The sequence below is a fragment of the Lactobacillus sp. VURO6/B1 (VP7) genome (genome assembly GCF_058139575.1).
In genome coordinates this window covers 15,535-41,347 of the sequence record NZ_JBVOWJ010000005.1, presented here as the reverse complement: position 1 = coordinate 41,347, position 25,813 = coordinate 15,535, and the positions used below count along the sequence as shown (strand labels likewise).

29 protein-coding genes and 1 riboswitch are annotated in these 25,813 nt (G+C 38.3%); of the genes, 21 read left to right on the top strand and 8 right to left on the bottom strand.

All coding sequences use genetic code 11. The features are described from left to right. Positions 1–52 precede the first annotated feature (52 nt). From thiE to thiM, 3 genes are read right to left on the bottom strand one after another with little or no spacing between them, the layout of a single operon-like run. Entirely contained in the window at positions 53–715 is a 663-nt protein-coding gene (gene thiE / locus ACZ2M0_RS03715) for a thiamine phosphate synthase (protein ID WP_490058575.1), read from the bottom strand. Positions 716–728: 13 nt separating this feature from the next. Next, complete coding sequence (thiD, locus tag ACZ2M0_RS03710; protein WP_490058574.1) at positions 729–1,532, bottom strand: bifunctional hydroxymethylpyrimidine kinase/phosphomethylpyrimidine kinase; 804 nt, start codon at positions 1,530–1,532, stop codon at positions 729–731. Positions 1,533–1,543: 11 nt separating this feature from the next. Further along, the gene (gene thiM, locus ACZ2M0_RS03705) at positions 1,544–2,332 is read right to left on the bottom strand and encodes a hydroxyethylthiazole kinase (RefSeq protein WP_490058573.1); all 789 of its coding nucleotides are present in this window, start codon (positions 2,330–2,332) and stop codon (positions 1,544–1,546) included. A gap of 75 nt (positions 2,333–2,407) precedes the next feature. Beyond that, a riboswitch (TPP riboswitch) is annotated at positions 2,408–2,506 on the bottom strand. 216 nt (positions 2,507–2,722) lie between these two features. On the opposite strand from thiM, the gene tenA reads away from it, so the two are divergent. Both tenA and ACZ2M0_RS03695 read left to right on the top strand, forming a co-directional pair. Next, entirely contained in the window at positions 2,723–3,382 is a 660-nt protein-coding gene (gene tenA / locus ACZ2M0_RS03700) for a thiaminase II (protein WP_490058572.1), read from the top strand. 494 nt (positions 3,383–3,876) lie between these two features. After that, complete coding sequence (locus ACZ2M0_RS03695; RefSeq protein ID WP_490058571.1) at positions 3,877–4,293, top strand: hypothetical protein; 417 nt, start codon at positions 3,877–3,879, stop codon at positions 4,291–4,293. A 138-nt stretch (positions 4,294–4,431) separates the two neighbouring features. On the opposite strand, the gene ACZ2M0_RS03690 is transcribed toward ACZ2M0_RS03695, so the two are convergent. Beyond that, positions 4,432–4,776, bottom strand: coding sequence for a hypothetical protein (locus tag ACZ2M0_RS03690; protein WP_490058570.1), 345 nt, complete (start codon positions 4,774–4,776; stop codon positions 4,432–4,434). Positions 4,777–5,082: 306 nt separating this feature from the next. On the opposite strand from ACZ2M0_RS03690, the gene ACZ2M0_RS03685 reads away from it, so the two are divergent. The 6 genes from ACZ2M0_RS03685 to ACZ2M0_RS03660 all read left to right on the top strand — a co-directional run bounded on the left by ACZ2M0_RS03685 (position 5,083) and on the right by ACZ2M0_RS03660 (position 7,084). Further along, positions 5,083–5,286 carry a hypothetical protein gene (locus ACZ2M0_RS03685; RefSeq protein WP_490058569.1) on the top strand — a complete coding sequence of 68 codons (204 nt, stop codon included), beginning with the start codon at positions 5,083–5,085 and terminating at the stop codon, positions 5,284–5,286. A 169-nt stretch (positions 5,287–5,455) separates the two neighbouring features. Then, positions 5,456–5,878 (top strand): helix-turn-helix domain-containing protein, encoded by a 423-nt coding sequence (locus tag ACZ2M0_RS03680; RefSeq protein WP_084600369.1) that lies wholly within the window; start codon positions 5,456–5,458, stop codon positions 5,876–5,878. Then, positions 5,871–6,557, top strand: a complete 687-nt coding sequence (locus ACZ2M0_RS03675) for a Fic/DOC family protein (protein ID WP_490058568.1) — start codon at positions 5,871–5,873, stop codon at positions 6,555–6,557. The genes ACZ2M0_RS03680 and ACZ2M0_RS03675 overlap by 8 nt, the downstream gene beginning before the upstream one ends. 17 nt (positions 6,558–6,574) lie before the next feature. Further along, positions 6,575–6,730 (top strand): hypothetical protein, encoded by a 156-nt coding sequence (locus tag ACZ2M0_RS03670; protein ID WP_233560927.1) that lies wholly within the window; start codon positions 6,575–6,577, stop codon positions 6,728–6,730. Continuing rightward, positions 6,714–6,941: a hypothetical protein gene (locus ACZ2M0_RS03665; protein WP_490058567.1), complete on the top strand. Its 228-nt coding sequence runs from the start codon at positions 6,714–6,716 to the stop codon at positions 6,939–6,941. The genes ACZ2M0_RS03670 and ACZ2M0_RS03665 overlap by 17 nt, the downstream gene beginning before the upstream one ends. Beyond that, on the top strand, positions 6,938–7,084 hold the full coding sequence (locus tag ACZ2M0_RS03660; RefSeq protein WP_490058566.1) for a hypothetical protein: 147 nt from the start codon (positions 6,938–6,940) through the stop codon (positions 7,082–7,084). The genes ACZ2M0_RS03665 and ACZ2M0_RS03660 overlap by 4 nt, the downstream gene beginning before the upstream one ends. Positions 7,085–7,212: 128 nt before the next feature. On the opposite strand, the gene ACZ2M0_RS03655 is transcribed toward ACZ2M0_RS03660, so the two are convergent. After that, a complete protein-coding gene (locus tag ACZ2M0_RS03655) occupies positions 7,213–7,890 on the bottom strand; it encodes a type 1 glutamine amidotransferase (RefSeq protein WP_490058565.1) in 678 nt (225 codons plus the stop codon). A gap of 65 nt (positions 7,891–7,955) precedes the next feature. Continuing rightward, complete coding sequence (gene thiD, locus ACZ2M0_RS03650; protein ID WP_490058564.1) at positions 7,956–8,768, bottom strand: bifunctional hydroxymethylpyrimidine kinase/phosphomethylpyrimidine kinase; 813 nt, start codon at positions 8,766–8,768, stop codon at positions 7,956–7,958. Positions 8,769–8,915: 147 nt separating this feature from the next. Between thiD (ACZ2M0_RS03650) and glpK the strand changes: the two genes are divergently transcribed. From glpK to ACZ2M0_RS03595, 11 genes are all read left to right on the top strand, one after another. Then, positions 8,916–10,418 (top strand): glycerol kinase GlpK, encoded by a 1,503-nt coding sequence (gene glpK, locus ACZ2M0_RS03645; RefSeq protein ID WP_490058563.1) that lies wholly within the window; start codon positions 8,916–8,918, stop codon positions 10,416–10,418. A 27-nt stretch (positions 10,419–10,445) separates the two neighbouring features. Beyond that, positions 10,446–11,219 carry a tyrosine-protein phosphatase gene (locus ACZ2M0_RS03640; protein ID WP_490058562.1) on the top strand — a complete coding sequence of 258 codons (774 nt, stop codon included), beginning with the start codon at positions 10,446–10,448 and terminating at the stop codon, positions 11,217–11,219. Between the two features lie 12 nt (positions 11,220–11,231). Continuing rightward, a complete protein-coding gene (locus tag ACZ2M0_RS03635) occupies positions 11,232–12,182 on the top strand; it encodes a LacI family DNA-binding transcriptional regulator (protein ID WP_490058561.1) in 951 nt (316 codons plus the stop codon). Between the two features lie 279 nt (positions 12,183–12,461). After that, on the top strand, positions 12,462–14,123 hold the full coding sequence (locus ACZ2M0_RS03630; RefSeq protein ID WP_490058560.1) for an alpha-glucosidase: 1,662 nt from the start codon (positions 12,462–12,464) through the stop codon (positions 14,121–14,123). An 11-nt stretch (positions 14,124–14,134) separates the two neighbouring features. After that, the gene (locus ACZ2M0_RS03625) at positions 14,135–15,859 is read left to right on the top strand and encodes a glycoside hydrolase family 13 protein (RefSeq protein WP_490058559.1); all 1,725 of its coding nucleotides are present in this window, start codon (positions 14,135–14,137) and stop codon (positions 15,857–15,859) included. Between the two features lie 144 nt (positions 15,860–16,003). Continuing rightward, the gene (locus ACZ2M0_RS03620) at positions 16,004–18,277 is read left to right on the top strand and encodes a glycoside hydrolase family 65 protein (protein WP_490058558.1); all 2,274 of its coding nucleotides are present in this window, start codon (positions 16,004–16,006) and stop codon (positions 18,275–18,277) included. Continuing rightward, positions 18,262–18,939, top strand: coding sequence for a beta-phosphoglucomutase (gene pgmB, locus ACZ2M0_RS03615; protein WP_490058557.1), 678 nt, complete (start codon positions 18,262–18,264; stop codon positions 18,937–18,939). Before ACZ2M0_RS03620 ends, pgmB begins: the two co-directional genes overlap by 16 nt. Positions 18,940–18,943: 4 nt before the next feature. After that, complete coding sequence (locus ACZ2M0_RS03610) at positions 18,944–20,050, top strand: ABC transporter ATP-binding protein (RefSeq protein ID WP_490058556.1); 1,107 nt, start codon at positions 18,944–18,946, stop codon at positions 20,048–20,050. A gap of 70 nt (positions 20,051–20,120) precedes the next feature. Then, complete coding sequence (locus tag ACZ2M0_RS03605) at positions 20,121–21,344, top strand: extracellular solute-binding protein (RefSeq protein ID WP_490058555.1); 1,224 nt, start codon at positions 20,121–20,123, stop codon at positions 21,342–21,344. A 66-nt stretch (positions 21,345–21,410) separates the two neighbouring features. Continuing rightward, positions 21,411–22,769 (top strand): carbohydrate ABC transporter permease, encoded by a 1,359-nt coding sequence (locus ACZ2M0_RS03600; RefSeq protein ID WP_046332750.1) that lies wholly within the window; start codon positions 21,411–21,413, stop codon positions 22,767–22,769. Between the two features lie 2 nt (positions 22,770–22,771). Next, positions 22,772–23,629 carry a sugar ABC transporter permease gene (locus tag ACZ2M0_RS03595; protein ID WP_045928744.1) on the top strand — a complete coding sequence of 286 codons (858 nt, stop codon included), beginning with the start codon at positions 22,772–22,774 and terminating at the stop codon, positions 23,627–23,629. 104 nt (positions 23,630–23,733) lie between these two features. Here the strand turns inward: ACZ2M0_RS03595 and ACZ2M0_RS03590 are convergent, their stop codons facing one another. Further along, positions 23,734–23,955 carry a glycerol kinase gene (locus tag ACZ2M0_RS03590; RefSeq protein ID WP_238480651.1) on the bottom strand — a complete coding sequence of 74 codons (222 nt, stop codon included), beginning with the start codon at positions 23,953–23,955 and terminating at the stop codon, positions 23,734–23,736. 151 nt (positions 23,956–24,106) lie between these two features. After that, on the bottom strand, positions 24,107–24,295 hold the full coding sequence (locus tag ACZ2M0_RS03585; RefSeq protein ID WP_490058554.1) for a hypothetical protein: 189 nt from the start codon (positions 24,293–24,295) through the stop codon (positions 24,107–24,109). 226 nt (positions 24,296–24,521) lie between these two features. Here ACZ2M0_RS03585 and yhfZ point away from each other — a divergent pair, with 226 nt between their 5' ends. Both yhfZ and ACZ2M0_RS03575 read left to right on the top strand, forming a co-directional pair. Beyond that, positions 24,522–25,439, top strand: coding sequence for a GntR family transcriptional regulator YhfZ (gene yhfZ, locus ACZ2M0_RS03580; protein WP_490058553.1), 918 nt, complete (start codon positions 24,522–24,524; stop codon positions 25,437–25,439). A 17-nt stretch (positions 25,440–25,456) separates the two neighbouring features. Next, on the top strand, positions 25,457–25,813 hold the full coding sequence (locus ACZ2M0_RS03575) for a PRD domain-containing protein (RefSeq protein ID WP_490058552.1): 357 nt from the start codon (positions 25,457–25,459) through the stop codon (positions 25,811–25,813).

Here is a 25,813-nt window from a genome sequence, read left to right as displayed (position 1 = left end):
TAAAAAAATGGTTCTGCCAAGTGCAGAATCATTTTTATTTCTTTAAAATATGCTAGTCATTTTTCACCCATGGCGCTGTGAGCATTTGACTGACAGTCTGCTTAATATCTTTGCTTTGAGCAATCATTGAGATTACTGCAGCACCAGCTGCCTTAGTTTTAGCAATTGCGCTTAAGTCGCTAGCGGTAATCCCGCCAATAGCAACAATTGGCCGGGTTGTGCTTTTGACCAGTTGGTTTAAGCCGTTAATACCAATTTCGGGGTCGGCATCACTTTTAGATTGGGTGGCATAAATTGGGCCACTGCCATAATAATCAATTCCGCTGATTTTATTGGCTTGTTCAACTTGCGTTAAATTCGAACAGGAATAGCCAATAATCATTTGAGCGCCAACTTCTTTAATGACCTGTCTGATTTCTTCATCGCTTTGCCCAACATGAACGCCTTCGGCATGAACTTGTTGAGCTAGCTGAACATCATCGTCAATGAAGAAAGGCACGTGATACGTTTGACACAATTGGTGCAGCTTTTGCGCCATAGGGAGTCTCTCGGCTTCACTTAAAGTTGAATTAGGTCCCTTGTCTCGAAATTGAAAAGCAGTAATACCTGCAGCAAGTGCTTCTGCGACTATGCCCGGTAATGTTTTACCTTCTGGAACGTCTTGACTGCCACAAATAAAGTAAGCATGTAAAAAATCAGTGTTAAAGTCTTTCATTATTTCTCCTAAATTACTGAGCCCAATGATTTAAAGGGCCGTGACCATGACCAACTTGAATAGTTTCTTTAATAGTTTTAGTAACGTACTTTTTAGTAATTTTAATTGCTGACGGTAAACTTTGACCTAAAGCCAGCTGAGCCGTAATTACTGCAGCTAACGTGTCACCGGTGCCATGGGTGCGCTCGGTATGTATCCTGGAACTGCTGACCCAAAGATCAGAACCATCAGCAAATAAAGCATAATCTTTTACTTGTTCGCTACTTGCATGACCGCCTTTAATTAGCACATTTTTAACTCCCATATCTTGTAATTTATGAGCTAATTCTGGATATTGGGCTTGATCTTGTACCTTGATGCCAGTTAAAGTCTCCGCTTCTGGTAAGTTAGGTGTTATAAGATCGGCTAAAGGCAGTAGTTCATTTTTAACAGTGGCAACAGCATCTTGACTTAATAATGGAGCCCCACCCTTAGCAACCATCACTGGATCTATGGTAACAGGGCCAAAGTCATACTTTTGCAAATTAAGTGCGACTTGGTGAACATGAGCTGCATCACCTAACATTCCCGTTTTACAAGCACGGATGTGGAAATCTTCTGCCAGAGAGGCGAATTGGGCATCGATCATTTCTAAGGGAAGTAAAAAAGATTTTTGTACACCTAAAGTGTTTTGTGCTGTCACTGCTACTACTACAGCTGTACCAAATACTTTTTGCATTTGAAAAGTTTTTAAGTCAGCCATGATTCCAGCACCACCACCTGAATCAGTGCCGGCAATAGTTAAAACTTGGGGAAAAGAATTAATTTTTTCTGTCATCATAAAGCTCCTTAATCAAAATCAGCAATTTGTTCAATATCTGCAACTTTTACTTTATACAAATAATCCATGAGATACATGCCAAAAGTAGCAGGTCCGACATTGGGATGATCTTTAACTACTAATTGACCGGCGCAACTGAAAACTAAAGCACCTATTTGAGCTGCTTCAAAAGGATCGGCAGCAACAGCTGTAAAAGCTGTGACAATACTGGTTAACATATCTCCTGAGCCGACATGTGTTTTAAAAAGGGGTGAGCCGTTATGGACGTGGGCTATTCTTTTACCGTCGCTGATTGTGTCTGTAGGTCCGCTCGCAATGACTGTGCAACGATATTTTTGAGCAGTTTTAGCAGTAATTTCATCAATATCACCAGAACCGGAGCCTGCATCAATCCCCTTTGAGCTCCAATCAAAGCCACCTAAGGCAGCGATCTCACCAATATTGCCGCGAATAATACTGGTATGAAAATCCCATAAAAGTTTATCTGTGATTTTATAACGGTACTCCACGGCGCCAACGGCAACGGGATCAAATACTATGGGTTTATTATATTGGCGCGCTAAATCTTCCACTTTTTTAATGTGGTTAATTTGCTCTTTAGTTAAACAGCCAATATTAACTGCCACAGCGGCAGCCATCCGCACTATTTCTTCAGCTTCAGCGACTTCATTGCTCATAATTGGTGAAGCACCAATAGCATTAACAGCATTGGCCACATCTTGAACTGTTACAAAATTAGCAATATTGAAAATAACCGGGTTTTCTGCTCGCAATTTGTCTAATAATTTTAACTGCATTTTATTACTCCTAATTTAATATCCTTAGAATTTTTGACTAATAAAAAAACTTTGGCATGCGGAAATGCCAAAGCTTCAGCAGTTTTGACACGTTCCTACGCAAGTATTGACTTACAGGTTCAAAGGGTCTGAAATACTTTCATCTCAGCCAAAAAGGCACCCCTCGTGTTATCGCTTACAATTATAACGGAATTTATTACTGATTACAATAGTAGGTTGATAAAGTTGCTATCTATTATAAACTATAAATGCTGGTACTTTGACTGTTATTAAAAGATTGTGCATAACAGTCAAAAACAGTATAGTGGTTAGAATTTATCTTTAGTAAAATGTAATTAGTAATAATTAACAGTCATTTTACAATATTACTTAACTCGAAGGAGAATATTCATGAATTTTACGGATCGACTGCACGAAGCTGGGAAGGCATTGTGGCATAAAAGTATGGTGCATCCCTTTATTAAGGAATTGCAAAGTGGCGAACTCCCAATTGCAACTTTTAAATTTTATCTGTTGCAGGATCGCTATTATTTAAGAGAATTTAGCAAGTTGCATGAATTAATTGCGGCAAAAACGGATAATCAGGAAGTAAAGGAATTTTTACTAGCAGGGGCGCAAGACTTGAAAGATGTCGAAATATCAGTGCGAGGCCATTTTTTTGAAGAATTAAAAATAACTGCGACTGAAATAACTGCAACTCCGGTGGCTCCGACAGCTTATAACTACGTTAACCATATGCATATGACATTAAATCGATCTGGTGTTAAACCAGCGGTTGCAGCACTTTTACCATGTTACTGGCTCTATCAGGAAATTGGCCAAAAAATGGCAGAAAAGGGCTCACCGGTTTCTTATTATCAGGAATGGATTGATACTTATAATGGCGAATGGTATGGCACCAACGTAGCCAAAATGCTGCATTTAACCAATTCTTTGGCTGAAAGTGCCACTAATGAAGAACTTGAGCAAATGCAAACTGCATTTGTGCGCAGCAGCTATTATGAATTGCAGTTTTGGCAGATGGCTTATGAAAAGCAAGATTGGAAGTAACTTTTGTAAAAACCGCTTTTATTTTATTCTTACTTGTCTTTAGTCAATTTCATAATAAAATTTTGATATTGAACAATGTAATTATTGTTCAAAGTCCCAGGTAAGTGTGCAACTTGGGGAAAGCAAGATATACTTATCTTGTAATAATGTATATTTACTTAATATTATTATATTAATGGTTATTTAGGAATTTCTAAAGTGTGGACTTCTGGCGGCAGCATATATTATGCACTAAAAGTAACTGACCGTAACCCTGTATTTGCTGTCTTTAAATGATTTGGGAAGCTAACAATGCACTACTATGCTAGCGGAAGCATAAAAGCAAGTACCGTCAGTTATAGAGTTGGCGGTATAGGCCGATGCCAAACTTAACCGCAATATTCTCACTCTTGCACTCGTGGGTGATATGGCTAAGCCACTTTAAGCGGTAAAATTGATTGCTTCTTAGGAGATATAATGTTTCCACGCACCGCCTTTTAAATGGAATGATAAAAATGAATGATGAACAATTTTTTAAATTAAGAAAGATACTAGATCTTTTTAAAAATCAAGCTCCGACAGCTATTATTGAAGAGAATGTAAATAGCGTTGAAAATTATAAGGCAGAATCTGCTGATGAGTATAATAGAGCGAAAAGATATCTTGGCGAAAATAATAGTTCGTTTAAATCTTTTCATGTAAGTGTGGCTTCAGCAAAAGATTTCTTGTGTTTATTGAATTTGCTGGGTGCAATACATGCAAATTTTAATATACGTTCAAAGCCCTTTATAATAGAAGGAGAAGAAAATAGTAAGTCGCTAAAAAAAGAGAACGACTATTTTAACAATTGGATGGAGTGTTTTTCAAACTATGAATTTATGATAGTTAATTTTGATGAAACTGCTTTAGACCGGGATCAATATTACGGTTAATTTCATTAATTCATAAAAAGGCAGTAACTGATATGACCCCAAATTTGACCTAAATTTTGGGGTCATATAGCTTAAGCTGCCTTTTTAGTTCAGTTATTTCGCATTGTTAAAATTATTATATTAAAAGCTAATATGCTATTATTCATCAATTTTTTTAATATAAATTAATTTTGCTTTTCTTAATATGCCACGATCTTTAAATAGAAAGCCATAATATCTATTATTAATTTTTCCGCCATAATAAAGCGTATCATAAGATCCTTGATTATCAGTAGTTATTTTAACAGAAGCAATTTTTTTATTATGTAAGCATTTATATGTGTCTAAGTTATATGAATATTTTCTTTCGCCAGCACTAAGATATACGGTTTTTTCTAAAGAATTAATTCTATAATAATGTATAAAGCTTATTCCAATGCCGATAAAGAGAAATGTTAAAATAAATACAGTTATAGTTTTTGTTATTTTTTCATTTTTGCTCATTTTTAATATGTTAGGAAGAGAGAAAAAATTATGAAAACAGAATTTAAAAAATATAAACAGTCATCTTTATTAATAGTAGCCTTAATTATATCACTTTTGGGGCTTTAAGAATTAATACCGTTTTTGCATCAAATGATAATATGCCTGAGATGAATAATACATCGGCAGAGCCTTTTGAGCTTGTTGCAATATATAAAAAATCTGATATAGACTCTAATACTTTTTCTATTATTAAAAATATAGCAACAATTGACAACACAGTGGTTATTGAGGTCAAAGGTGACGATGTAACTCTCATTAAAATATATGGAAAATAAAGATATTCCTGAATTAGCCTACAACAAAAAAATCATTCCTTTTGTAAACAATCAAATTAAAAAAATTGCAATTTTGACCACTACACCCCAATTCAGCAATTTACAGCCTGCCAAAACTATTGGTAAAGATTGGAACGATGTGCTAGTTAATAGTAAAAAACAAGAAAATTCTACTAAGCGGAGATACAATTAAATAAAGACAAAACAGATAGTGTTGTGATTTCCAATAAGCAGGTAATACAATCCACAGGTATAGAACTTGAATAGCACTACTTTAAAATCTAATATCGCTTTTTACCATATATCACTATAAAAGTGATTAAATATGGTATAATATAAGTAAAGATATTGGAGGCTTTAAAATGAGTGCAACAATCGTTAAACTACTCAAAAGCAAAAATATAAGCGTCGCTAAAGTCGCTGAGGCCAGCAACGTCCCACTTAGTACTTTAAGAAACTCAATTGTTAAACCAATTGAGACCTGGTCAATTAGGGTCCTTAATGCCTTTGCAATCGCACTTAAAGAGAAGCCAGGAGATTTACTCAATATGCTAGAAACACAACCATATATTTTAGATATAAACGATGAAACGCAGACTATCCAAGGCGTTTTCATTGCTAATAAAGAAATTTACCAACAAATTAGAACTGTCGTGGAAGTCAACCACCTGGAAGGGTGGAATCCTACAGAATCAGATATCCAGGAATTGCTTGATGAAGCTATCCAGCCTGACCCAGTAGTAGCTGAGCGCTTTGAAGAAATTTGGGGCAAGGATAATGAGTGATTGGATTAGTGAAACCTTGTATTCAAATGGCGTCCTAAAAAATAAGCTCCATATCCATGACCCAAAGGAGTTAGAGAAAAAGGAATATGAGCTATCCGCTCGGAATGCTTTGTTCTTGTTGCAAAAAAAGCCCCAAATAAACGATATCGGAGACCTTAAGAAGGTACATCAATTCTTATTTGGTGAACTATACGATTGGGCCGGTAAATATCGCCCCGGCAATTTCAATAAAAACGGGTATGAGTTTTTTGATCATACCAGATTCGATTTTGCCGAAAAAGATATTAATAATATGCTGCACAAGCACCCCGCGAGAAAGCCTTTGGCTAACAAAGACTATGCTGAGCTGCTAGACGCAATTAATTTCATGCACCCGTTTAGAGAGGGCAACGGCCGTAGTTGCAAAGTTTTTCTTTCTGCATACGCGGCTAATCATGGCCAAGTAATTGACTATCCGCGAAGAAACAAAGAGATGATTGAAGCGCAAAATGAAGCTAATGTTGACAAAATTGCTAAACTAATTAAAGTCGAAAACACACCCAGCCGCAATCGAGCGTTCCAAGTACTACAAAGTGCTGGAAAGACACTTAGCCAAGCTGAACTTGCCCAAAAACACGCTGAACAACAGGAAAAAGAGCAGCGGGGGCTTGATCGTGACGATAGCCTTGGATTAGATTAGAAAGCAGGATAAATCAATTGAAGTATGAAGACAAGTTCAGACTAACGCCTGAAGAAAATAGACGCTTTGCCAAAACTAATTTAACCAAATTAGTCTTCACGAACTCACGCTTTGAAGGCCTGACTACCACTATGCCACAGACCCAGACAATCATTGATGGGTCTGGGTGTTGAGGGCATTCCAATCGATGATATTAATATTATCGTTCAATTGAAGCGCGGCTGGCAGTTTGCCATCAACGAAAAAATGCCCCTAGACTTAAACTTCGAAAAGAAGCTTAATAAGATTGTTGCCCGCGATACGGCTGCCTTTCCAGGATATTTGCGTAATGGATCAGGCGGTGTAGCAACTTACCGGGGCGAGTTTAGTTTGAACCGCCTATGATTGAAGAGGGCCAGGAACAGGAATATTTAAAGCAGCTGCTAGCCAGTGATAGTACTGCCACCGATAAGGCACTGACCCTGATGTATCACAATATGCGCCAGCAAATGTTCTACGATGGTAACAAGCGAACTGCTCCAACCTGATAGTTCTGCCAAAGATGAAAGACTTTAATTTTATCTTGCTTAGACAATTTAGACATAAAAATATGACCTGCGAAATTGTCTTAATTCGGGGGTCATATCATTTACTACGCCTAGAAGCTTTTTTGTAATTAATTTGTTTTAGCTGCTATTCGCTCATCATGCCATTCAAGAATCATCTTTACTATGGCGTTAGCGACATTCAAGTTTTTTAACAACGGCCCGTGAGAATAGGTACCAATGAAATTGCGATAACGCAGGCCTTCAACGTGGTCTTGCGGGTTGTTGCCGTAGCCTTCAATCATTTCCCCTAAGGGATGCAACTTATCCTGATCGTCAAAATAAGTTTGCCCGGAATGATTTTCAAAGGCCTTGACTTCGCCCCATTCACTCATGTAGCGGGTATCGCCAATCATGCGCTTATCTGCTTTAAAAACAGTATGGAAGGGCAGGATATCTAGCCCCTTGATAGTCACACCGGCATTAGTTTTGTAATAAGTGCCAATGAGTTGATAGCCGCCACAAACGCCTACCATAGGTTTACCTGCGTTAATGTACTTGGTTAAGGTTTCCTTATGACGCGGTAAATCTTTGGCAATAACAGTTTGCTCGAAGTCCTGTCCGCCGCCAAAAAAGATGAAGTCGTAGTCAAAAGCATTGAACTCACTACCAAGAGAAATATTATCCACTTGCGTAGTATAGCCTTGCTTTTTAAGTAAAAAACTTATGATTTTAACATCTCCGGAATCACCATAGGTGTTCATCAGGTCTTCGTATAAATATGCAATCTTGATTATTTTGTTCGCCATTGTTTACCAACCCCTATTTTCTTGTTTAAAGTATATCTTAATAGTTAGAAGTGGGCAAAGAATAGTTATTTAAGATTTTGTTGCGCTGCAAAGTGATTAATTGGGCCGTATTTGGAGCCAACTGCAATTGGGTGAGCAATAGCTTCATAAGTAAAATCTTTAGCAGTCTGGACACTGGCAATAATTGATTGTCCTTTTGCTAATTCAGCAGCAATTACTGCTGATAAGGTGTCACCTGTACCATTAATTCTATCTGTATTAATGAAAGGCTTGGTAAATTCGTGAAATTTGCCGTCTGCAGTGAGTAAAATATCTGTTACTTGCGACTGCGCAGAATCATCATGACGCCCCTTCATTAAAACATTTTTAGCGCCCATATCCTGCAATTTTTTCGCGCCCTGATGAATTTCATCTTTGGTTTCTAAATTCAAACCGGTTAATTTTTTCTGCTCGTAAAAGTTAGGCGTAATAATGTCGGCTAGTGGCATTAACTGCTCAAGAAAAGCTTGGTAGGCATCGTCATCAAGCAAGGTATCACCGTGTTTGGTCATAATAACCGGATCGAGCACGATCTTACCCATATCATACTTGTGCAAATTAGCAGCAACGCAGGCAATTACGTCCTGGTTAGCCAGCATACCGGTTTTAAGTGCGTCAATTTTAAAATCATCGTTTAAAACATCAAATTGTTTTTGAATAAAAGAAATAGGCATAACTTCTTGTGCATATATACCAGTAGTATTACCAGCAACGGCAGCTGTTAAAAGTCCCATACCGTAAACTTGACGGGCATAAAATGAATGCAAATCAGCAGTCATCCCTGCGCTGCCATCGCTGTCATTTCCCGCTATTGTTAAAGCAATAATTTCTTTTTTCATTTTTATGTATCCTCTTTTTAATGTAAGCTCTATGTAACCAGTATAACTTAAAATAAGGATAATGTTATAATAAATTCTTGTAAAAGCAAGGCCGGGTAGTAAAATTAGTATAAACCGCTTTCTGTCGGAGAGGATACAAGAGACAACATGCTAAAACAATATATTATGGCAATCGATGAGGGAACTACTTCAACTAGAGCGATGATAATTGATCATCAGGGCAGAAAAATAGCTTCTTCACAAAAGGAATTTCCCCAATATTTTCCTCAACCTGGTTGGGTAGAGCATAAACCTGAAGAGATTTGGCACGCAGTCCAAACAACAATTGCCAATGCCATTATTAATTCTGGCGTGCGACCGGGGCAGATAGCAGCAATTGGTATTACTAACCAGCGTGAAACAACGGTAATTTGGGATAAAAGAACTGGCAAACCTATATATAATGCAATTGTTTGGCAATCGCGGCAGACAACCGACTTGGCTGAAAAGCTAAAGGCAGATGGCTATAGTGAATTGATCCATAAAAAGACGGGATTAATAATTGACCCATACTTTAGTGCTACTAAAATTCGCTGGATTTTAGATCATGTTGCTGGTGCACAAGAAAAAGCCGAAAATGGCGACTTGCTTTTTGGCACAATTGACAGCTGGCTTTTGTGGAACTTAACTGACGGTGAAGTTCATGTGACTGACTACACTAATGCTTCGAGAACGATGCTGTTTAATATTCACGACTTAAAATGGGATGATGACATCTTAAAGTTGCTCAATATTCCCAAAGTAATGTTGCCGGAAGTTAAGTCCAATTCTGAAATCTATGGTTATACTAAATCTTATACCTTTTTTGGTGGCAAAGTGCCAATTGCCGGTATTGCCGGAGACCAGCAAGCAGCCTTGTTTGGTCAGCTGGCCCTGAAAAAAGGCATGGTTAAAAATACTTATGGTACTGGCTCCTTTATCGTCATGAATACTGGTGACCAGCCGACAGAGTCGGACAATAATTTGTTGACGACTATTGCTTATGGCTTAAATGGCAAAATTTCTTATGCTTTAGAGGGTTCTATTTTTGTTTCGGGCAGTGCTATTCAGTGGCTGCGCGACTCGTTAAAAATGATTAAGACGGCTGCAGATTCGGAAAAAGCAGCCAGACAATCTAAGTCTGAAAATGAGGTTTACGTTGTTCCGGCTTTCACAGGTTTAGGTGCTCCGTACTGGGATTCAGAAGCACGTGGATCCGTTTTTGGAATTACACGTGGAACAAATGATAAGGATTTTATCAAGGCGACGTTGCAATCGTTAGCTTACCAAACACGGGATGTAGTGGATACGATGCAGGTTGATTCCGGCATTAAAATTCCAACCTTGCGCGTTGATGGCGGAGCGTCCAATAATGATTATTTGCTCCAATTCCAGTCTGATATCCTGGGCATTAAAATCGAACGTGCTAAAGTATTGGAAACAACTTCAATGGGCGCAGCCTTCTTGGCCGGTCTGGCAGTCGGCTATTGGCAAAATGTGGCTGAATTAAAAGATATTTTTGTTGTAGGCAAGACCTTTGAGCCTCAAATGCCTGAAAGTGAAAAAGAACATTTATATCAAGGCTGGAAGAAGGCCGTGAAGGCCACTCAGGTTTTTGCACATGGTGAATAAGTTATTTAAAAAAAGGGGGACAAGAAATTGGCACATGATCGAATAGTTGCACTAGATAGTCCGATGAACTTTCGTGATGTTGGCGGTTATCAAAGTGTGACTGGCAAAACAGTTAAATGGAATAAAATTTATCGTTCAGATTCACTTAGTTCTTTAACGGCCAGGGATCAAGTTAAATTAGCTAAAATGCGTGTCACTGTTGATTGCGATTTACGCTCTGAATACGAGAAGTCCTCTTCACCGGATATTTCTTGGCCCGATGTGGAATATGTGGACTTGCCGGTATATTCTGATAACGTCAATGATGCCCAAAACAATCGTTCAATCTACCGTTTCTTACATCATATTCCTGATATGCACCATAACTTTATTGGTCGCATTTACCAGCAAACTCTGCTTAGTTCGCACAGTCAGGAAATGTTTGCCCGTGTTTTTGCGGAGTTGCTGGAATTGCCCGCAGATGAGGCACTGGTCTATCACTGCAGTGCCGGAAAAGATAGAACGGGAATGGTTTCGGCTTTAATATTAATGGCGCTGGGCGTAGATGATGATACCATTGCCCGCGATTATTTATTAACTAACGAGTTATATGATTTTGCTATTTCGCGGCAATTACCAAGTAATGATGAAATTACGCAAATGGTTTCCAAAATGAATGTAACTAAAGGTGAAGGTATAGCCATTCGCGGCATTACAGAAACAGTCCGTGGCGGCTGGGGCGATTTTCCCACCTTTTTCAAAAAAGTATTGGGCTTTAATGATGATGACTTGGCTCAACTAAAACGAATGTACTTAGATTAGGGGCGAATCGTGATGGTAACCTTGCTTGATGTTGCTAAAAAGGCTAATGTTTCAAAGATGACAGTTTCGCGGGTAATTAATCATCCTGAACAAGTGACCGATGAATTGCGCGAATTAGTTGAACAGGCGATGGATGAACTTGATTATCACCCTAATTATGTTGCTCAGGCTTTGGTAAATAAGCGGACAAATGTGATTAAATTTGTCACGCTGGAAGATGTGGATACGACAGAGCCCTATTATATGAACCTGTTATTTGGTATTGCTCGCGGGTTATCTAAAAAGCAATATGCCATCCAGCTGGTTACAGACAGAAATCAAATAGAAGATGGCAACTTTGACGGTTACCTGATTACTGGTGCCCGCTCCAGTGATTATGCTTTATTTGACAGTCTTAAAAAACCCTTTATTTTATTTGGCGAAAATCATCATGGCTATGATTATGTGGACAATAATAATCAGTATGGTGGAGAACTGGCGACAAAATATGCACTTGCGCGGTTATACCAAAACGTTGTTTTCATAGGCATTGATGTCAGAGAGCCATTTGAGTATTCGCGTGAAACGGGTTATGTCAATACTTTACAGAAGCACAAAAAGGTCCCGCAAATCTACCGCATTGCTAATCACAGTCACGCTGCGCAAGAAGTAATCAAAAATAATTTCCACAAGTTTCCTAAAGATACCTGTTTTATCTGTGCCAGCGATCGTATTGCTATAGGAGTGGTCAGACAATTGCAGGATGAAAAGGCTAAAGTTCCGGCTGACTTTGGTGTGATTGGCTACGATGGCGTTTTTCTGGATCAGGTTTCCAACTTGAAGTTAACTACCATTAAACAGCCAATTTTTAAAATGGGTGAGCTCTTGGCCAACATGCTCTTACGCAAAATTGATCAAAAAGGGTCTCCTCAAGGAGAGGCACTAATTAAGCCTTCCTTAGTTAAAAGAGAATCAACCAGGTAAAATATTTAAGTACAAATAGAAATACACATAATAATCAGATATCGGACTGATTATTATGTGCTTTTTTAATGGTTAAAAAGGCTAGTCTGTGAGAATTGAAATGATATAATTGAACTCACAAAAAATGCAATAGTTTTTTAGGAAAAAACATACCTGAATATAACGAACTACGCTAATTTAATTGAACTAGCGACGATTTTTTCTGATAGCGGTAACATTGCTATTACCATTGCCTCTCACCAGCTTTCTCAGCTAAACTTTAAGTGGAGGTATAAATTTATGACGCATTGGTATGAGCATGCAATAATTTACCAAATTTATCCCAAGTCTTTTCAAGACAGTAACGATGATGGTATTGGTGATTTAAATGGAATCAGGCAGAGATTACCTTATTTACAACAGCTCGGTATTAATACTATTTGGCTAAATCCTGTTTTTGTTTCCCCGCAGGTTGATAACGGCTATGATGTGGCTGATTATTTTAAAATAGATCCCCGAATGGGAACAACAAAAGACATGAAAGCTCTAATTGCTGCTTGTCATCAAGTAGGGATTCATGTGCTTTTAGATTTTGTTTTAAACCATACTTCTGATCAAAATGAATGGTTTAAAAAGGCCAAAAGTGATCCGCATAGTCAATATCGCGACTACTATATTTTTGCAGGTGCAAATAATCAGCGTCCCAATAACTGGGGCAGCTTTTTTGGCGGCAGCGTTTGGGAGCCGGATCCAGCAGGTACGGGCCAATTTTATTTCCATTTGTTCGACAAGCACATGCCGGATTTAAACTGGCGTAATCCTAAAGTAAGACAAGAAATGCTCAAAAGTGCGGAATTTTGGCTGGCTCAAGGAATAGATGGCTTGCGCCTTGACGCTTTTATTCATATTGCCAAGGCAGATTTACGGCAAAGTTTCCCAGTAAAAGAAATAGCAAACGACCAAACGATAGTTGCCGAACCCTTTTTTGCTAATTTGCCCCAAGTTCAGAAGTGGCTGCGACCATTTTGTGAGCAAATAAAAAAGGATTATCCGGAAGCTTTGCTTTTGGGGGAAGCTGCCAGCGCTAATGTTAACTTAGCAGCGGACTATACGGCAGAAGACCACCATCTTTTAGATAGTGTTGTTACTTTTCGTTATTTTAAGGATGATCAAAGGCACATTGATCATAACTTGCCTGCAGATTTTCAGCCTAAAGGACTTGACTGGGATGCTTTTAAGAAGACGCAGGTTATTTGGCAACAAACTCTGGCGCAGGTTTCTCAGCCTACATTATATTGGAGTAATCACGACATGCCGCGACTGGCTAGCAGAATAGCAAGAACTGAAACACAGGCACGCAGCTTAGCAATGTTGATGTATTTGCAACGGGGAATCCCCATTATCTATTATGGCGAAGAATTGGGCTTAAAAAATCTGCTTTTCACTGCTGAAGAAGAGTTTAATGATCAAGAAGCAGAACGTTTTATCACGAAAGCTGCAGATTGGGGACTAACAAAAGCGGAAGCATTAAAAATGGTCAGTCAAACGCATAAAATGCCGGCACGAGGACCGATGCCATGGACACTTAAAAAGCCAAATTATGGTTTTTCAAAAGTGAGTCCGTGGCTTGAAGGGCAAAGCCAAAATAACGCTAATGTTCAGGTTGAACTGGATGACCCTGACAGTATGTTTAACTTTTACAGACAACTGCTTAGTTTGAAAAAAACGGCTTTGTTTCAATCAGGTAGTTTTTACTTGTTAGCAACCGCTAATGACAGCTACGTTTACCAGCGGGATTTAGCAAATGATAGTGCAATTGTGGCAGTTTCACTAAGCAGTCAAAAATCAAGAATTAAAGTACCTGGTAAATATAGGAAAGTCATGCTAACTGCCGGACAGCATTATTTGAATAAGGATGAATTGATTTTGATGCCGTATTCTGGTGTGGTTTTAAGTAAATAATGGAGGAAAAAATGCAATTAGCAGCCCTGAAACATAGAACGGAAAGCGAAGACTGTTTTGTCATTAGTCAGCACCATGTGCGGATTCGGTTCCATAGTGCCAAAAATGATGTTAAAAAAGTAATAGTTCATTATACTGATAATTATCTTGATACCAAGACTGATAAAACCGTGGCCATGACTAAAGCAGGACAAGGTCAGGCAACTGATTATTGGGTAGCAACTTTGAAAGCTCCTTATCGCCGCCTTAAATATACTTTCGAAGTCGTTGGCCAGGATGACAGCCATAAAATTGTTGGAGACCGCGGGATCAAAGACTTTACTGCAGCAAATTTAGCAGCTGACAGCAGCTACTTCAAATTACCTTACTTGCATGAAATTGATCAAACCAAAACTCCTGACTGGGTTAAAAATACTGTTTGGTATCAGATCTTTCCTGAGCGCTTTGCCAATGGTGATAAAAATAATGACCCTCAAGGCACAAAACCCTGGAATCCGCAAGATCATCCCGGACGAGAAGACTTTTACGGGGGCGACTTACAGGGCATTATTGACCATCTGGACTATTTAAAGGAACTGGGCGTTAATGGGTTATACTTGTGTCCGGTTTTTAAAGCTAGCTCCAATCATAAGTATGATACGATAGACTATCTGCAGATTGACCCTGATTTTGGTGACAAGGATTTGTTTGCCAAGTTCGTGAGTGAAGCTCATAAAAGGGGAATGAAAGTAATGCTGGACGCTGTCTTTAATCACTTAGGTGGCCAGTCAATGCAGTGGCAGGATGTAATCAAAAATGGTTCTAAATCGCGGTTTGCATCCTGGTTTCATATTAATCATTTTCCAGTTAAACCATATCAAGGACCTGAGGCAGGCGGTCCAAATTATGATACCTTTGCTTTTGAAGGACAGATGCCCAAATTAAATACTGCCAATCCTGCAGTCCAAGATTTTCTGCTGGAAATCGCAACTTACTGGGTAAAATATTTTGATATTGATGCCTGGCGGTTGGATGTGGCTAACGAAGTAGACCATCATTTTTGGCGAAAATTTCATGATGCACTTACTGCAATTAAGCCCGACTTCTATATTGTAGGTGAAATTTGGCATAGTGCACGGCCTTGGCTCAACGGTGACGAGTTTTCTGCAGTAATGAATTATCCGTATACTTTACAGATTGAGGAACATTTTCTGCACAAAACCAAGACAGCTCAGGAACTAGTTGCGGCTCTTACTGATCAACTAATGATGTACCGCGACTGCACGAATCAGGCAATGATGAATATGCTTGATTCTCATGATACCGCCCGTTTACTGACGCTTGCAGGTGAAAATAAGGCGCTGGCTTTGCAAAGCTTGACTTTCATGTTCGTGCAGACTGGCAGCCCGTGTATTTATTACGGTACTGAAATGGGAATGACAGGAGGAGAAGATCCCGATTGCCGCAAGCCAATGGACTGGCAAAAAAAGGGCACGCCTTTTTGGTATAAAGTGCAAAAGCTGATTGCTTTTAGAAATAATCATGCTGCTAGTTTAGGTAATGGCACAATCAGTCTAAGCGTTACGTCTACCGGCTTAATCAAAGTTAAGCGAATTGGTACAGAAAAGATCACTGCTCTTTTTAATACAAGTCCTGATAAGATTGCCGTTTCCACAAACGGCCAGGTAGTATTAAGTCAGAATTTTGCAGCTGGTCAACTTGCCGAGCACGGATTTGTCATTGAACTTGCAAATTAATTTTAAAAACAACTAGTTGATGCTAGTTGTTTTTTTAAACATGATTCTGATACCGTTAACAGCGATTTTGCTATTGCCAAGTATCCCGTTTTTGCGAATAATGAAAGCGTAAACAAAAACCTCACAAAGAGGGAGCGAAAGTAAATGAAACGAATTTTTGAGGTTGACCCATGGAAAGTTGCCACGCACAAGTTTTCCCCGGTGGATAAAAGGCTGCAGGAAAGCATTACTGCGATTGGCAATGACTATATGGGGATGCGCGGTAATTTTGAAGAAGGCTATTCTGGAGATCAACTGCAAGGTACATACTTAGCAGGTGTCTGGTTTCCAGATAAAACGCGAGTAGGCTGGTGGAAAAACGGCTATCCGAAATATTTTGGCAAAAGCATTAATGCCCCCAGCTTTATTGGAATTGGCATCACAGTTAATAATGAAAAAATTGACTTAGCTAAGATTAAATTTACAGATTTTTATTTTGAATTAGATATGCATCAAGGCTTGCTTACCCGCAGTTTTATTTATGAGGGTGCAAATACTAAAGTCAAGTTTGAATTTCAGCGTTTTTTACACATTAGGTTAAAAGAAGCGGCTTTAATCACTGTTAAAGCTACTGTACTTGCAGGTCAGGCAGAAATTGAGTTTAATTCAACGCTTGATGGCACAGTTACTAATGAAGACAGTAACTATAATGAACATTTTTGGCTTAGCTGCAATGAGAATGCTGCAAAGCGTTCTATTCAAGTTATAACCAAGCCTAATCCTTACGATGTGCCCCAGTTTACGGTTTTATTAAAAGCAGGCCTGAGAAATAATAATCATGTTGTTAAGGGTACTGTTAAAACTGCAACTGCAAAGTTAAGTGAGAAGTTGGCAATTACTCTAAATGCCGAAGAAAGTTACACTTTGGAAAAAGATGTGATCGTAATTACCAGTCGTGATGTAGCACCCGAAAAGCAAAGTGATCGTGCGGATAAGTTGATGCAACAATTGCAATCAAAAAGTTTTGCAGAAAATTTGGCCGATCATACTGCGGTTTGGCAGGATCGCTGGACTAAAAGTGATGTAGTTATTACTGGTAATGATGAAGCGCAACAGGGTATTCGTTTTAACATTTTACAGTTATTCATGACGTATTACGGTGAAGACAAGAGGCTTAATATCGGTCCTAAAGGTTTTACTGGTGAAAAATATGGTGGAGCCACATATTGGGACACAGAGGCTTTTATCTTTCCGATGTACCTTTGTATTACTAAGCCGAATGTCACACGGGCGCTATTACAATACAGGCATGATCAACTTGACGGTGCCTATTATAACGCCCAGCAGCAAGGCTTAGCCGGAGCGCTTTTCCCGATGGTAACCTTTAACGGGATTGAATGTCATAACGAGTGGGAAATTACTTTTGAAGAAATACACCGTAATGAAGATATTCCCTTTGCAATCAAACAGTATACTAGTTATACGGGAGACGAATCCTACGTTAAGGACGAAGGCATGGATGTCCTGGTAGGCACTGCCAGATTTTGGGCTGATCGAGTCCATTATTCCAAATGGCGGCATAAATATGTTATCCACGGAGTAACAGGACCTGATGAATACGACAATAATGTTAATAATAATTGGTTTACCAACATTATGGCGCAATGGGTACTGCAATATACTTTAAAGAGACTGCCACTTGCGGATAAGGCTGCTCAAGAGCGTTTAAATGTAACTAAAGAAGAAAAGGCAAAATGGCAGGACATTATTGAAAATATTTATTTGCCTGAAGATAAAGAACGCGGCATTTTCTTGCAGCAAGATGATTTTTTAGATAAAGATATTAGACCAGCTACAGAAATTCCGCTTGACCAAAGACCAATAAATCAGCATTGGTCTTGGGATAAAATTTTACGGTCACCTTTCATCAAGCAGGCCGATGTATTGCAAGGTATTTATTACTTGGATGACAGATTTACCAAGGAGCAAAAAGAACGTAACTTTGCATTTTATGAGCCGTTGACGGTGCATGAAAGCTCTCTTTCCGCCTGTATTCATTCAATTTTGGCAGCAGAATTAGGGCGTAAAAAACAGTCAGTAGAATTTTATGAACGCACGGCCCGCCTAGATCTCGATAACTACAATAATGATACGAATGACGGCCTGCACATTACTTCGATGAGCGGTTCTTGGCTGGCAATAGTCCAGGGATTTGCTGGCATGCGTTATGGTCACAACCAATTGAGATTTAATCCTTTTGTGCCAGATAATTGGACCGGGTATAGTTTTAAAATTAATTATCGCGGCCGCTTAATTCAGGTAGAAGTGACGCAGCAGGAGACACGTATTACGTTAATTAGCGGACAGGAATTGACAATTTTAGTTAAAGAGCAAAAGGTTACTTTAAAAGAGGGTGAACAAAATTGCTTAAAGGCCTGATTTTTGATTTAGATGGTGTGCTGACAGATTCAGCCAAATTTCACCTGGCAGCGTGGAATAATTTAGTTCAAGAACTGGGTATTAAATTAACCAGCGCGCAGTTAGATTCTCTGCGGGGAATATCACGGATGGACTCTCTTAATTTAATTCTGAAGTATGGCAAGCAGGAAAATAAGTACACCGAGACCCAAAAAGAAGAATTTGCGGCAGAAAAAAATGAAAAGTTTTTAGAGCAGGTCGAAACCATGACGCCAGCTGATATTTTGCCCGGAATTACAGCATTATTAGCAGATGCCAAAAAAGCAAGTCTGAAAATGTGTATTGCTTCTGCTTCTAAAAATGCCCCCAAAATCTTGAGTAAGCTGGGTATTGCCAGTCAATTTGATCAAATTGTTAATCCTGCTTTGCTGAAACGCGGCAAGCCGGATCCGGAAATTTATCAAAAAGCACAGCAATTATTGCAGTTGCATAATGATGAAGTAATTAGCTTTGAAGATGCAGCTGCCGGTGTTGCAGCAATTAAGGCTGCGCACCAGTTTGCAGTAGGAATTGGAGATAAACAAATACTTAAAGGAGCTGATTATATCGTTAAATCTACAAAAGAATTAAAGCTGGATCAAATTGTGGCTGTATTTAAGAAAAATAATAAGAAGGTAGGTTAAAGATATGGTTGAAGTTGACTTAAACCATATGTGTAAAAAGTATGAAGGCAATGATCACTATTCAGTGAAAGACTTTGATTTACACATTAAAGATAAAGAATTCATTGTTTTTGTCGGTCCCTCAGGTTGCGGTAAATCAACTACTTTAAGAATGATTGCGGGATTAGAGGATATTAGCAAAGGCACTCTTGAAATTGATCACAAGGTAATGAATGATGTAGCACCAAAAGACCGTCACATTGCCATGGTTTTCCAGAACTACGCGCTTTATCCGCACATGTCAATTTACGATAATATGGCATTCGGCTTGAAACTACGCCATTATCATAAAGATGAGATTGATAAAAGGGTACAAAATGCTGCTAAGATTCTTAATTTGCGTGAATATTTGGATAAAAAGCCCGCAGAACTTTCTGGTGGTCAAAGGCAAAGAGTTGCACTAGGACGGGCAATTGTGCGGGATGCTCCCATCTTCTTGATGGATGAACCGCTGTCAAACTTGGATGCGAAATTGCGTGTTTCCATGCGGGCAGAGATTGCCAAGCTGCACCAGAACTTAGGTACAACTACAATTTACGTTACTCATGATCAGACTGAAGCTATGACTTTGGCTGACCGGGTAGTCGTAATGTCAGTCGGTAAAATTGAACAAATTGGGACACCGCAGGATGTATATAACCATCCAGTTAATCAATTTGTCGCCGGCTTTATCGGTTCACCGCAAATGAATTTCTTTAATGTCCACTATCATGATGGTCAAGTCTCTGATGGCAAGGGCCTTAATCTGGGAATACCTGAAGGCAAGTCAAAACTGCTTAATGAGCAGGGCTATAATGACCGCGACTTGATACTGGGTATTCGGCCAGAAGATATCCACGCAGAAGAGGCCTTTTTAGAAACTTGGCCTGACGCGGTGGTCGAATCTGAAGTCGTCGTTTCTGAACTATTGGGCGCTACTATTCAGCTTTACCAAAGAGTGGATGAAACAGAATTTGTAGCTAACATCAATGCCCGGGATATTTATCAACCAGGGCAAAAAGTCAAGATGGGCTTTGATTTGAACAAAGCACACTTTTTCGACAAGGATACGACCTTGGCAGTAGTTAATTAGGGAATAAAATCAGTGACTTTAATGGTCATTGATATAAAAACATGTTGTTTTATATTAGGAGGTAAATAACATGAGTATTTGGAAGAAAGTAGCTTTAGGAAGTACAGCAGTTTTAGCTGCAATGTCACTTGCAGCATGTTCTAATGGTAAGTCAAACTCTTCATCAAGCAGCAGTAGTAATCAAAATACCAAGTTGACTTTATGGGTTGATACTAACCAGGTATCATACTACAAGAAAATTGCCAGTGATTTTACTAAATCACATAAGAATATTTCAGTGCGCGTTACGCAAAATCCAACCGGATCAGCCAATGCTAAAACTGATGTAGGCAAGGACCCTTCAAAAGCAGCCGATGTTTTTGAAGCACCAAATGATCAATTAGGTCAACTGGCAGATTCTGGTTATATTAACCCACTGTCACCAAAAGATAGTAATAACATTAAATCTAATTACATTGACGTTGCAGCTAAAGGTGTAACTTGGAAGGGCAAGATCTATGCTTATCCATATGCACAACAGGCACAAACAATTTATTACAACAAGTCTAAATTGTCAGCAAGCGATGTAAAAGACTGGAAGACTTTAACTTCAAAGGGAGTTGTGGCAACAGACTTTACTAACGCTTATGTTATGTGGCCGGTATTCTTCTCTGCTGGTACAAAGCTTTATGGTGACAGTGGTGAAGATTTGAAGGGCTCAACATTTAACTCCGCTAAAGGTGTTAATGCATTGAAGTGGTTTGCAGAGCAAAAGAATAATAAGGGCGTAATGCAGACCTCTAATGCTTTGAACCAATTGAAGAAGGGCAACGCTCAAGCCATCTTGGATGGTCCTTGGAACGCAGCTAACATTAAGAAGATTTTAGGTAAAAACTTTGCTGTTGCTAAGTACCCAATGATTAATGTTGGTGGCAAGAACGTGCAAATGCAGGCCTTTTTGGGAATCGAAGGGTTCGCTGTTAATGCCCATACTAAGAATCCTAAGGCTGCATCACAATTAGCAGCATTTATTACAGACAAAAAGTCACAATTAATTGCTCACAAAGAAGCTGGTCAAATCCCTGTTCTTAAGGAAGCAGTTAATGACCCAGTAATTAAGAATGATCCAGTTGCTGATGCGGTAACTGAAATGTCTAAACCTGGCAATTCAGTCTTAATGCCGAAATTACCACAAATGTCTGTCTTCTGGAACGATGTTCCTCCTCTAATCAATGGTGCATATGATGGTAAAGTTAAACCTGATCAATATAAAGCACAACTTGATAAATTAGCTAAGCACTCATCAAAGAAATAGTTAATTAAATTACTTAAAGGTTGGACAAGTAGTGCCCAGCCTTTTTGTTCAAGAAGAGGAAGAATTATGTTTAGGAAGAAAAAACATGCGGCACCTGAAGCAACCTTTAAGGAAGTATGGTCTAAAGGCAATATTGCTACCAAATTATCATTCTTTTTCATGGGTTCCAATGCTCTGGCAAATAAGCAATGGGTAAAAGGCATAGCATTATTGCTGGCAGAAATAGCCTTTATTGTTTGGTTTGTTTTTAGTGGCATATCCGCAATTAGTATGTTGTCAAATTTGGGACCAATAAAAAATAAAAAGGTTGTTTATGACAGCGCACAAGGCGTTTATATTACCAAGCAACCTTCAAACTCAGTTTTGATTCTTTTGTTTGGCTTATTGGCAATTATTGTTTGCATTGCAATGGTTTACTTATACATTGTTAACCTGCGTTCTACCAGAAAAAATTATGTGCTCAAGCGGGATGGCAAACACATTTTAACCAATAAAGAAGAGCTGGCAAACTTGTTTGATTCTCGTTTGCATGATACTCTGATGACTTTTCCAATTATTGGTATTCTCTGCTTCACCATTTTGCCAACAATCTTTATGATTTCAATGGCGTTTACCAACTATAACCGGCAACACCCAATTGCCTTTTCTTGGACAGGATTTCAAGCTTTTGGCAATGTCCTTAGTGGCGATCTTTCAGGCACTTTCTTCCCGGTTTTGGGCTGGACACTCGTCTGGGCAGTAGCTGCTACGGCAACAACATTCTTTTTTGGAGTTTTGCTTGCCTTGCTGATTGAATCTAAAGGAATAAAACATAAAGGCTTCTGGCGGACAATCTTTGTGATTGTCTGGGCTGTACCTCAGTTTGTTTCTTTGTTAATGATGGCTCAGTTCTTAGATTATCAGGGCGCACTCAACAATATCTTAATGAATATCGGCTGGATTTCTCATCCGCTACATTTTATTGACAGTCAAGCCTCACCTTTGGTAGCACGAATAACGGTTATTATTGTTAATATGTGGATCGGTATTCCAGTTTCAATGCTGGTTTCGACTGCGATTATTCAAAATTTGCCAACCGATCAAATTGAAGCTGCTAAAATCGATGGTGCTAATGCACTACAGGTATTCAAGTCAATTACTTTTCCACAAATATTATTTGTGATGGCACCTTCTCTTATTCAACAGTTTATTGGTAATATTAATAACTTTAACGTGATCTTCCTGTTAACTGGAGGAGCACCAATGAATAATAAGTATAATGGTGCGGGTTCTACCGACTTATTGGTAACGTGGCTGTACAACTTAACCTTTGGTCAGGAGCAGCGCTACAATGCGTCAGCAGTCTTAGGCATCCTTATCTTTATTATCAGTGCGGTATTTTCATTAATTGCATACCGCCATACCAATGCTTTTAAGGAGGGCTAAAAATGAAATCATATCAAAATCAAAAACGCCTTTCACTCATTTTTCGTTATCTATTATTGATTATCCTGGCTGTGGTTTGGATTTTACCAATTATCTGGATAATATTAGCCAGTTTTTCCTATAATGATACGGGATTTGTTTCAACTTTTTGGCCTGACAAATTTACTTTTGACAACTACATTGGTATTTTTACTAATTCGCAGTACCCACTGGTCAGCTGGATTATTAACACATTGATTGTTTCTATACTATCAATGATCATTTCTACTTTTTTAACGATTTCAGTTGCTTATGTTTTGTCACGGTTACGCTTTTCGTTTAGAAAACCGTTCATGCAGATTGCACTAGTCTTAGGAATGTTTCCTGGATTTATGTCAATGATCGCTCTTTATTACATTTTAAAGGGCTTAAACATGTTAAACCTGGGCGGTCTGCTACTGGTATATGTCGGTGGCGCCGGACTGGGATTCTACGTTGCCAAAGGCTTCTTTGACACGGTCCCATTTTCAATTGATGAAGCAGCTGAAATTGACGGGGCCACTAAATGGCAAATCTTCATGCACGTTGATTTGCCATTAGCTAAGCCTATGATAGTTTACACTGCTTTAACAGCCTTTATTGGTCCGTGGACTGACTTTATTTTCTCGGGAATTATTTTGTCAACCTCAGGCAATCCTAAAACATACACAATTGCGTACGGACTTTATAACATGGTGCACAATACTAAGGGCAATGCTACCGCGTACTTTGCGGAGTTTGTTGCTGGTTGTGTGATTATCGCTATTCCAATCACGATCTTATTCGTCTTCATGCAGAAGTTTTACGTCAACGGTATTACTGCTGGTGCAGAAAAGGGATAGGACTTAGTAGGAAAAATGCGGCTCACATGAGTCGCATTTTTTTGTTTGGGTAATATTTTTTGAAATCATTAAGTGGTCGTTAACATTCAATTTGTAATAAAAGATTATGAAAGTTTGTTAATCCAATTATGCCATTCCTGAATATAAAAATTAGAGTCACACGGATCCATTTTTGGAATATAGAAAGTTGAATAATTTATTTCTTTAGAATAATGAACTGCATTATTTGCACTGCCAAAAGCACTGAGTTCTGAAATTGCGGCAGTTTTAACGTTTCTTTGAGCAATGTTACTTAAATACTGCATTAGATATTGATTGTGAATCATTCCCCCATCAGTATGAATTTCATGGTTGACTTGAGGAAATAGCTTTTTCGATTCTGGCTATTTGTTATTTTTTAATTTCTAAAGTGACTAATATGACAGAATTATCAATATTAATGGTAGTTGTAGGATTAGCATGGTCTTTGTTTTTACCCTATAGTTTCGGGCAAGCAATGGCTAAAGCACCAACAGGATCAGAAAACATGAGCGTATCAGTAGCCATGGTAGGATGCAACTTAGGCTGCTTTATAGCACCATATGTGATGGCAGCTTTGGGGAAACTGATTGGAAATACAAGTGCAACTAAATCCTTTATAATTTGTTCAATTTCATTTGTACTCATGGCGGTAATAATACTATTTTATGAATTGAAGTCATCAGCAAGCCATGATAGTATTTGAAAATTAGTTTATAAAAATTAATTATCCTAGCTAACAAAAATACATTGAGTTTATTGCTCAATGTATTTTTTTATAAATATTTTATTGACAAAAATCATAATTTGAGTAATACTGAAACCGTATTCAATATACGGTATTTTGAATATTCTATAAAAAGGGGATTTTAAATTGCAAACTGCACAGTATAAAATGAGAGGATTAGCGCTAACATTTTTAGCAAAAAAGTATTTACTTTTGGAACCTGACGATCGTGTACCAACAGTAGAAGAATTTTGCAAAGAATCAAATATATCTCAGGGTACAATGCAGGCAGCAATTAGTGTCTTAAAGGAGGATGGTGCAATTAGTACAAGATCAAGAGGTCATTTAGGTACATTTGTTGAAAACGTTAATCATCATAAACTACTTTCTTATATAGGAAATCATACATTGGTTGGTTCATTACCACTACCATATACTAAAAAATATGAAGGACTCGCAACTGGAATTTACAAGGCATTTTTCAACAATGAGATTCAGGTTAGCCTTTCGTATATGAATGGGAGTGAAAAGAGACTTTCGGGATTACAAGAAGATCGTAGCAATTTCATTATCACTTCAGGATTAACTGCTGATTATTTAATTAAAAGGAATGCCAACTTGGCTGAATTTTTAGTACTGCCTGAACAAACTTATGTTACAAAGCACGTTTTAGTTTTCAGAAAAGGTGAAGATGCACAAATAAAAAGTGATGCCAGAATTGGGGTAGATACACAGTCCATTGATTATACTTTGCTAACAAAGTATGTAACCAAAGGAAAAAACGTGCAGTTAATTCAAATGCCATATAACCAAGTGAGCAAAAGTATAGAAGAAGGACTAATCGACTTTGCTATTTGGAATGAGGATGAAGTTGTCGAACATAACTATCCACTTGATTATAGTGAAATAGACAATAATTTAACTATTCGCTCTTCTCAAGCTGTATTTGTAGGTAAAAAAACGGATATTTTCACAAAAAGTATTTTAGAGAAAACGTTAGATGTAGATAAATTGCTAAGCACACAGAAAAAAGTGATTTCTGGAGAACTTCTTCCAGAATATTAAGGATGTGGTCATTTTTAATGCAAAAACAGACACAAAATAAGCTGAATATACTATTGCAAGCAGGTAAAATTAATGATTTAGACGTAGAGTTTCTTAACGAAATTGATAATGATTTGAGTAAATATGATAGTGAAAACAAAGAAGAGATGTTGTTAATTCATGTAGCAATGACCATTTCAAGACAAAGAAATAACGAGAAGATTGATGCCATGCCGGAAGCTCTTTGGCAACAAATAGAAAATAAGCCTGCATATCAACGAGCAAAGCAATATTGGCTAGAAAAGAAAGCAAAAGCACCAGTTGTCCTTAGTAAAGATGAAGATCAATATATTATTATGCATTTAGTAAATGTTTTATCGAAGGGAGGTCAATAA

What these genes read in the sequence shown, in the direction of transcription:
- thiE (WP_490058575.1), bottom strand. Translation starts at nt 715, where the DNA reads ATGAAAGACTTTAACACTGATTTTTTACATGCTTACTTTATTTGTGGC.
- thiD (WP_490058574.1), bottom strand. Translation starts at nt 1,532, where the DNA reads ATGACAGAAAAAATTAATTCTTTTCCCCAAGTTTTAACTATTGCCGGC.
- thiM (WP_490058573.1), bottom strand. Translation starts at nt 2,332, where the DNA reads ATGCAGTTAAAATTATTAGACAAATTGCGAGCAGAAAACCCGGTTATT.
- tenA (WP_490058572.1), top strand. Translation starts at nt 2,723, where the DNA reads ATGAATTTTACGGATCGACTGCACGAAGCTGGGAAGGCATTGTGGCAT.
- ACZ2M0_RS03695 (WP_490058571.1), top strand. Translation starts at nt 3,877, where the DNA reads ATGAATGATGAACAATTTTTTAAATTAAGAAAGATACTAGATCTTTTT.
- ACZ2M0_RS03690 (WP_490058570.1), bottom strand. Translation starts at nt 4,776, where the DNA reads ATGAGCAAAAATGAAAAAATAACAAAAACTATAACTGTATTTATTTTA.
- ACZ2M0_RS03685 (WP_490058569.1), top strand. Translation starts at nt 5,083, where the DNA reads ATGGAAAATAAAGATATTCCTGAATTAGCCTACAACAAAAAAATCATT.
- ACZ2M0_RS03680 (WP_084600369.1), top strand. Translation starts at nt 5,456, where the DNA reads ATGAGTGCAACAATCGTTAAACTACTCAAAAGCAAAAATATAAGCGTC.
- ACZ2M0_RS03675 (WP_490058568.1), top strand. Translation starts at nt 5,871, where the DNA reads ATGAGTGATTGGATTAGTGAAACCTTGTATTCAAATGGCGTCCTAAAA.
- ACZ2M0_RS03665 (WP_490058567.1), top strand. Translation starts at nt 6,714, where the DNA reads ATGGGTCTGGGTGTTGAGGGCATTCCAATCGATGATATTAATATTATC.
- ACZ2M0_RS03660 (WP_490058566.1), top strand. Translation starts at nt 6,938, where the DNA reads ATGATTGAAGAGGGCCAGGAACAGGAATATTTAAAGCAGCTGCTAGCC.
- ACZ2M0_RS03655 (WP_490058565.1), bottom strand. Translation starts at nt 7,890, where the DNA reads ATGGCGAACAAAATAATCAAGATTGCATATTTATACGAAGACCTGATG.
- thiD (WP_490058564.1), bottom strand. Translation starts at nt 8,768, where the DNA reads ATGAAAAAAGAAATTATTGCTTTAACAATAGCGGGAAATGACAGCGAT.
- glpK (WP_490058563.1), top strand. Translation starts at nt 8,916, where the DNA reads ATGCTAAAACAATATATTATGGCAATCGATGAGGGAACTACTTCAACT.
- ACZ2M0_RS03635 (WP_490058561.1), top strand. Translation starts at nt 11,232, where the DNA reads ATGGTAACCTTGCTTGATGTTGCTAAAAAGGCTAATGTTTCAAAGATG.
- ACZ2M0_RS03630 (WP_490058560.1), top strand. Translation starts at nt 12,462, where the DNA reads ATGACGCATTGGTATGAGCATGCAATAATTTACCAAATTTATCCCAAG.
- ACZ2M0_RS03625 (WP_490058559.1), top strand. Translation starts at nt 14,135, where the DNA reads ATGCAATTAGCAGCCCTGAAACATAGAACGGAAAGCGAAGACTGTTTT.
- ACZ2M0_RS03620 (WP_490058558.1), top strand. Translation starts at nt 16,004, where the DNA reads ATGAAACGAATTTTTGAGGTTGACCCATGGAAAGTTGCCACGCACAAG.
- ACZ2M0_RS03610 (WP_490058556.1), top strand. Translation starts at nt 18,944, where the DNA reads ATGGTTGAAGTTGACTTAAACCATATGTGTAAAAAGTATGAAGGCAAT.
- ACZ2M0_RS03605 (WP_490058555.1), top strand. Translation starts at nt 20,121, where the DNA reads ATGAGTATTTGGAAGAAAGTAGCTTTAGGAAGTACAGCAGTTTTAGCT.
- ACZ2M0_RS03600 (WP_046332750.1), top strand. Translation starts at nt 21,411, where the DNA reads ATGTTTAGGAAGAAAAAACATGCGGCACCTGAAGCAACCTTTAAGGAA.
- ACZ2M0_RS03595 (WP_045928744.1), top strand. Translation starts at nt 22,772, where the DNA reads ATGAAATCATATCAAAATCAAAAACGCCTTTCACTCATTTTTCGTTAT.
- ACZ2M0_RS03590 (WP_238480651.1), bottom strand. Translation starts at nt 23,955, where the DNA reads ATGATTCACAATCAATATCTAATGCAGTATTTAAGTAACATTGCTCAA.
- ACZ2M0_RS03585 (WP_490058554.1), bottom strand. Translation starts at nt 24,295, where the DNA reads ATGAGTACAAATGAAATTGAACAAATTATAAAGGATTTAGTTGCACTT.
- ACZ2M0_RS03575 (WP_490058552.1), top strand. Translation starts at nt 25,457, where the DNA reads ATGCAAAAACAGACACAAAATAAGCTGAATATACTATTGCAAGCAGGT.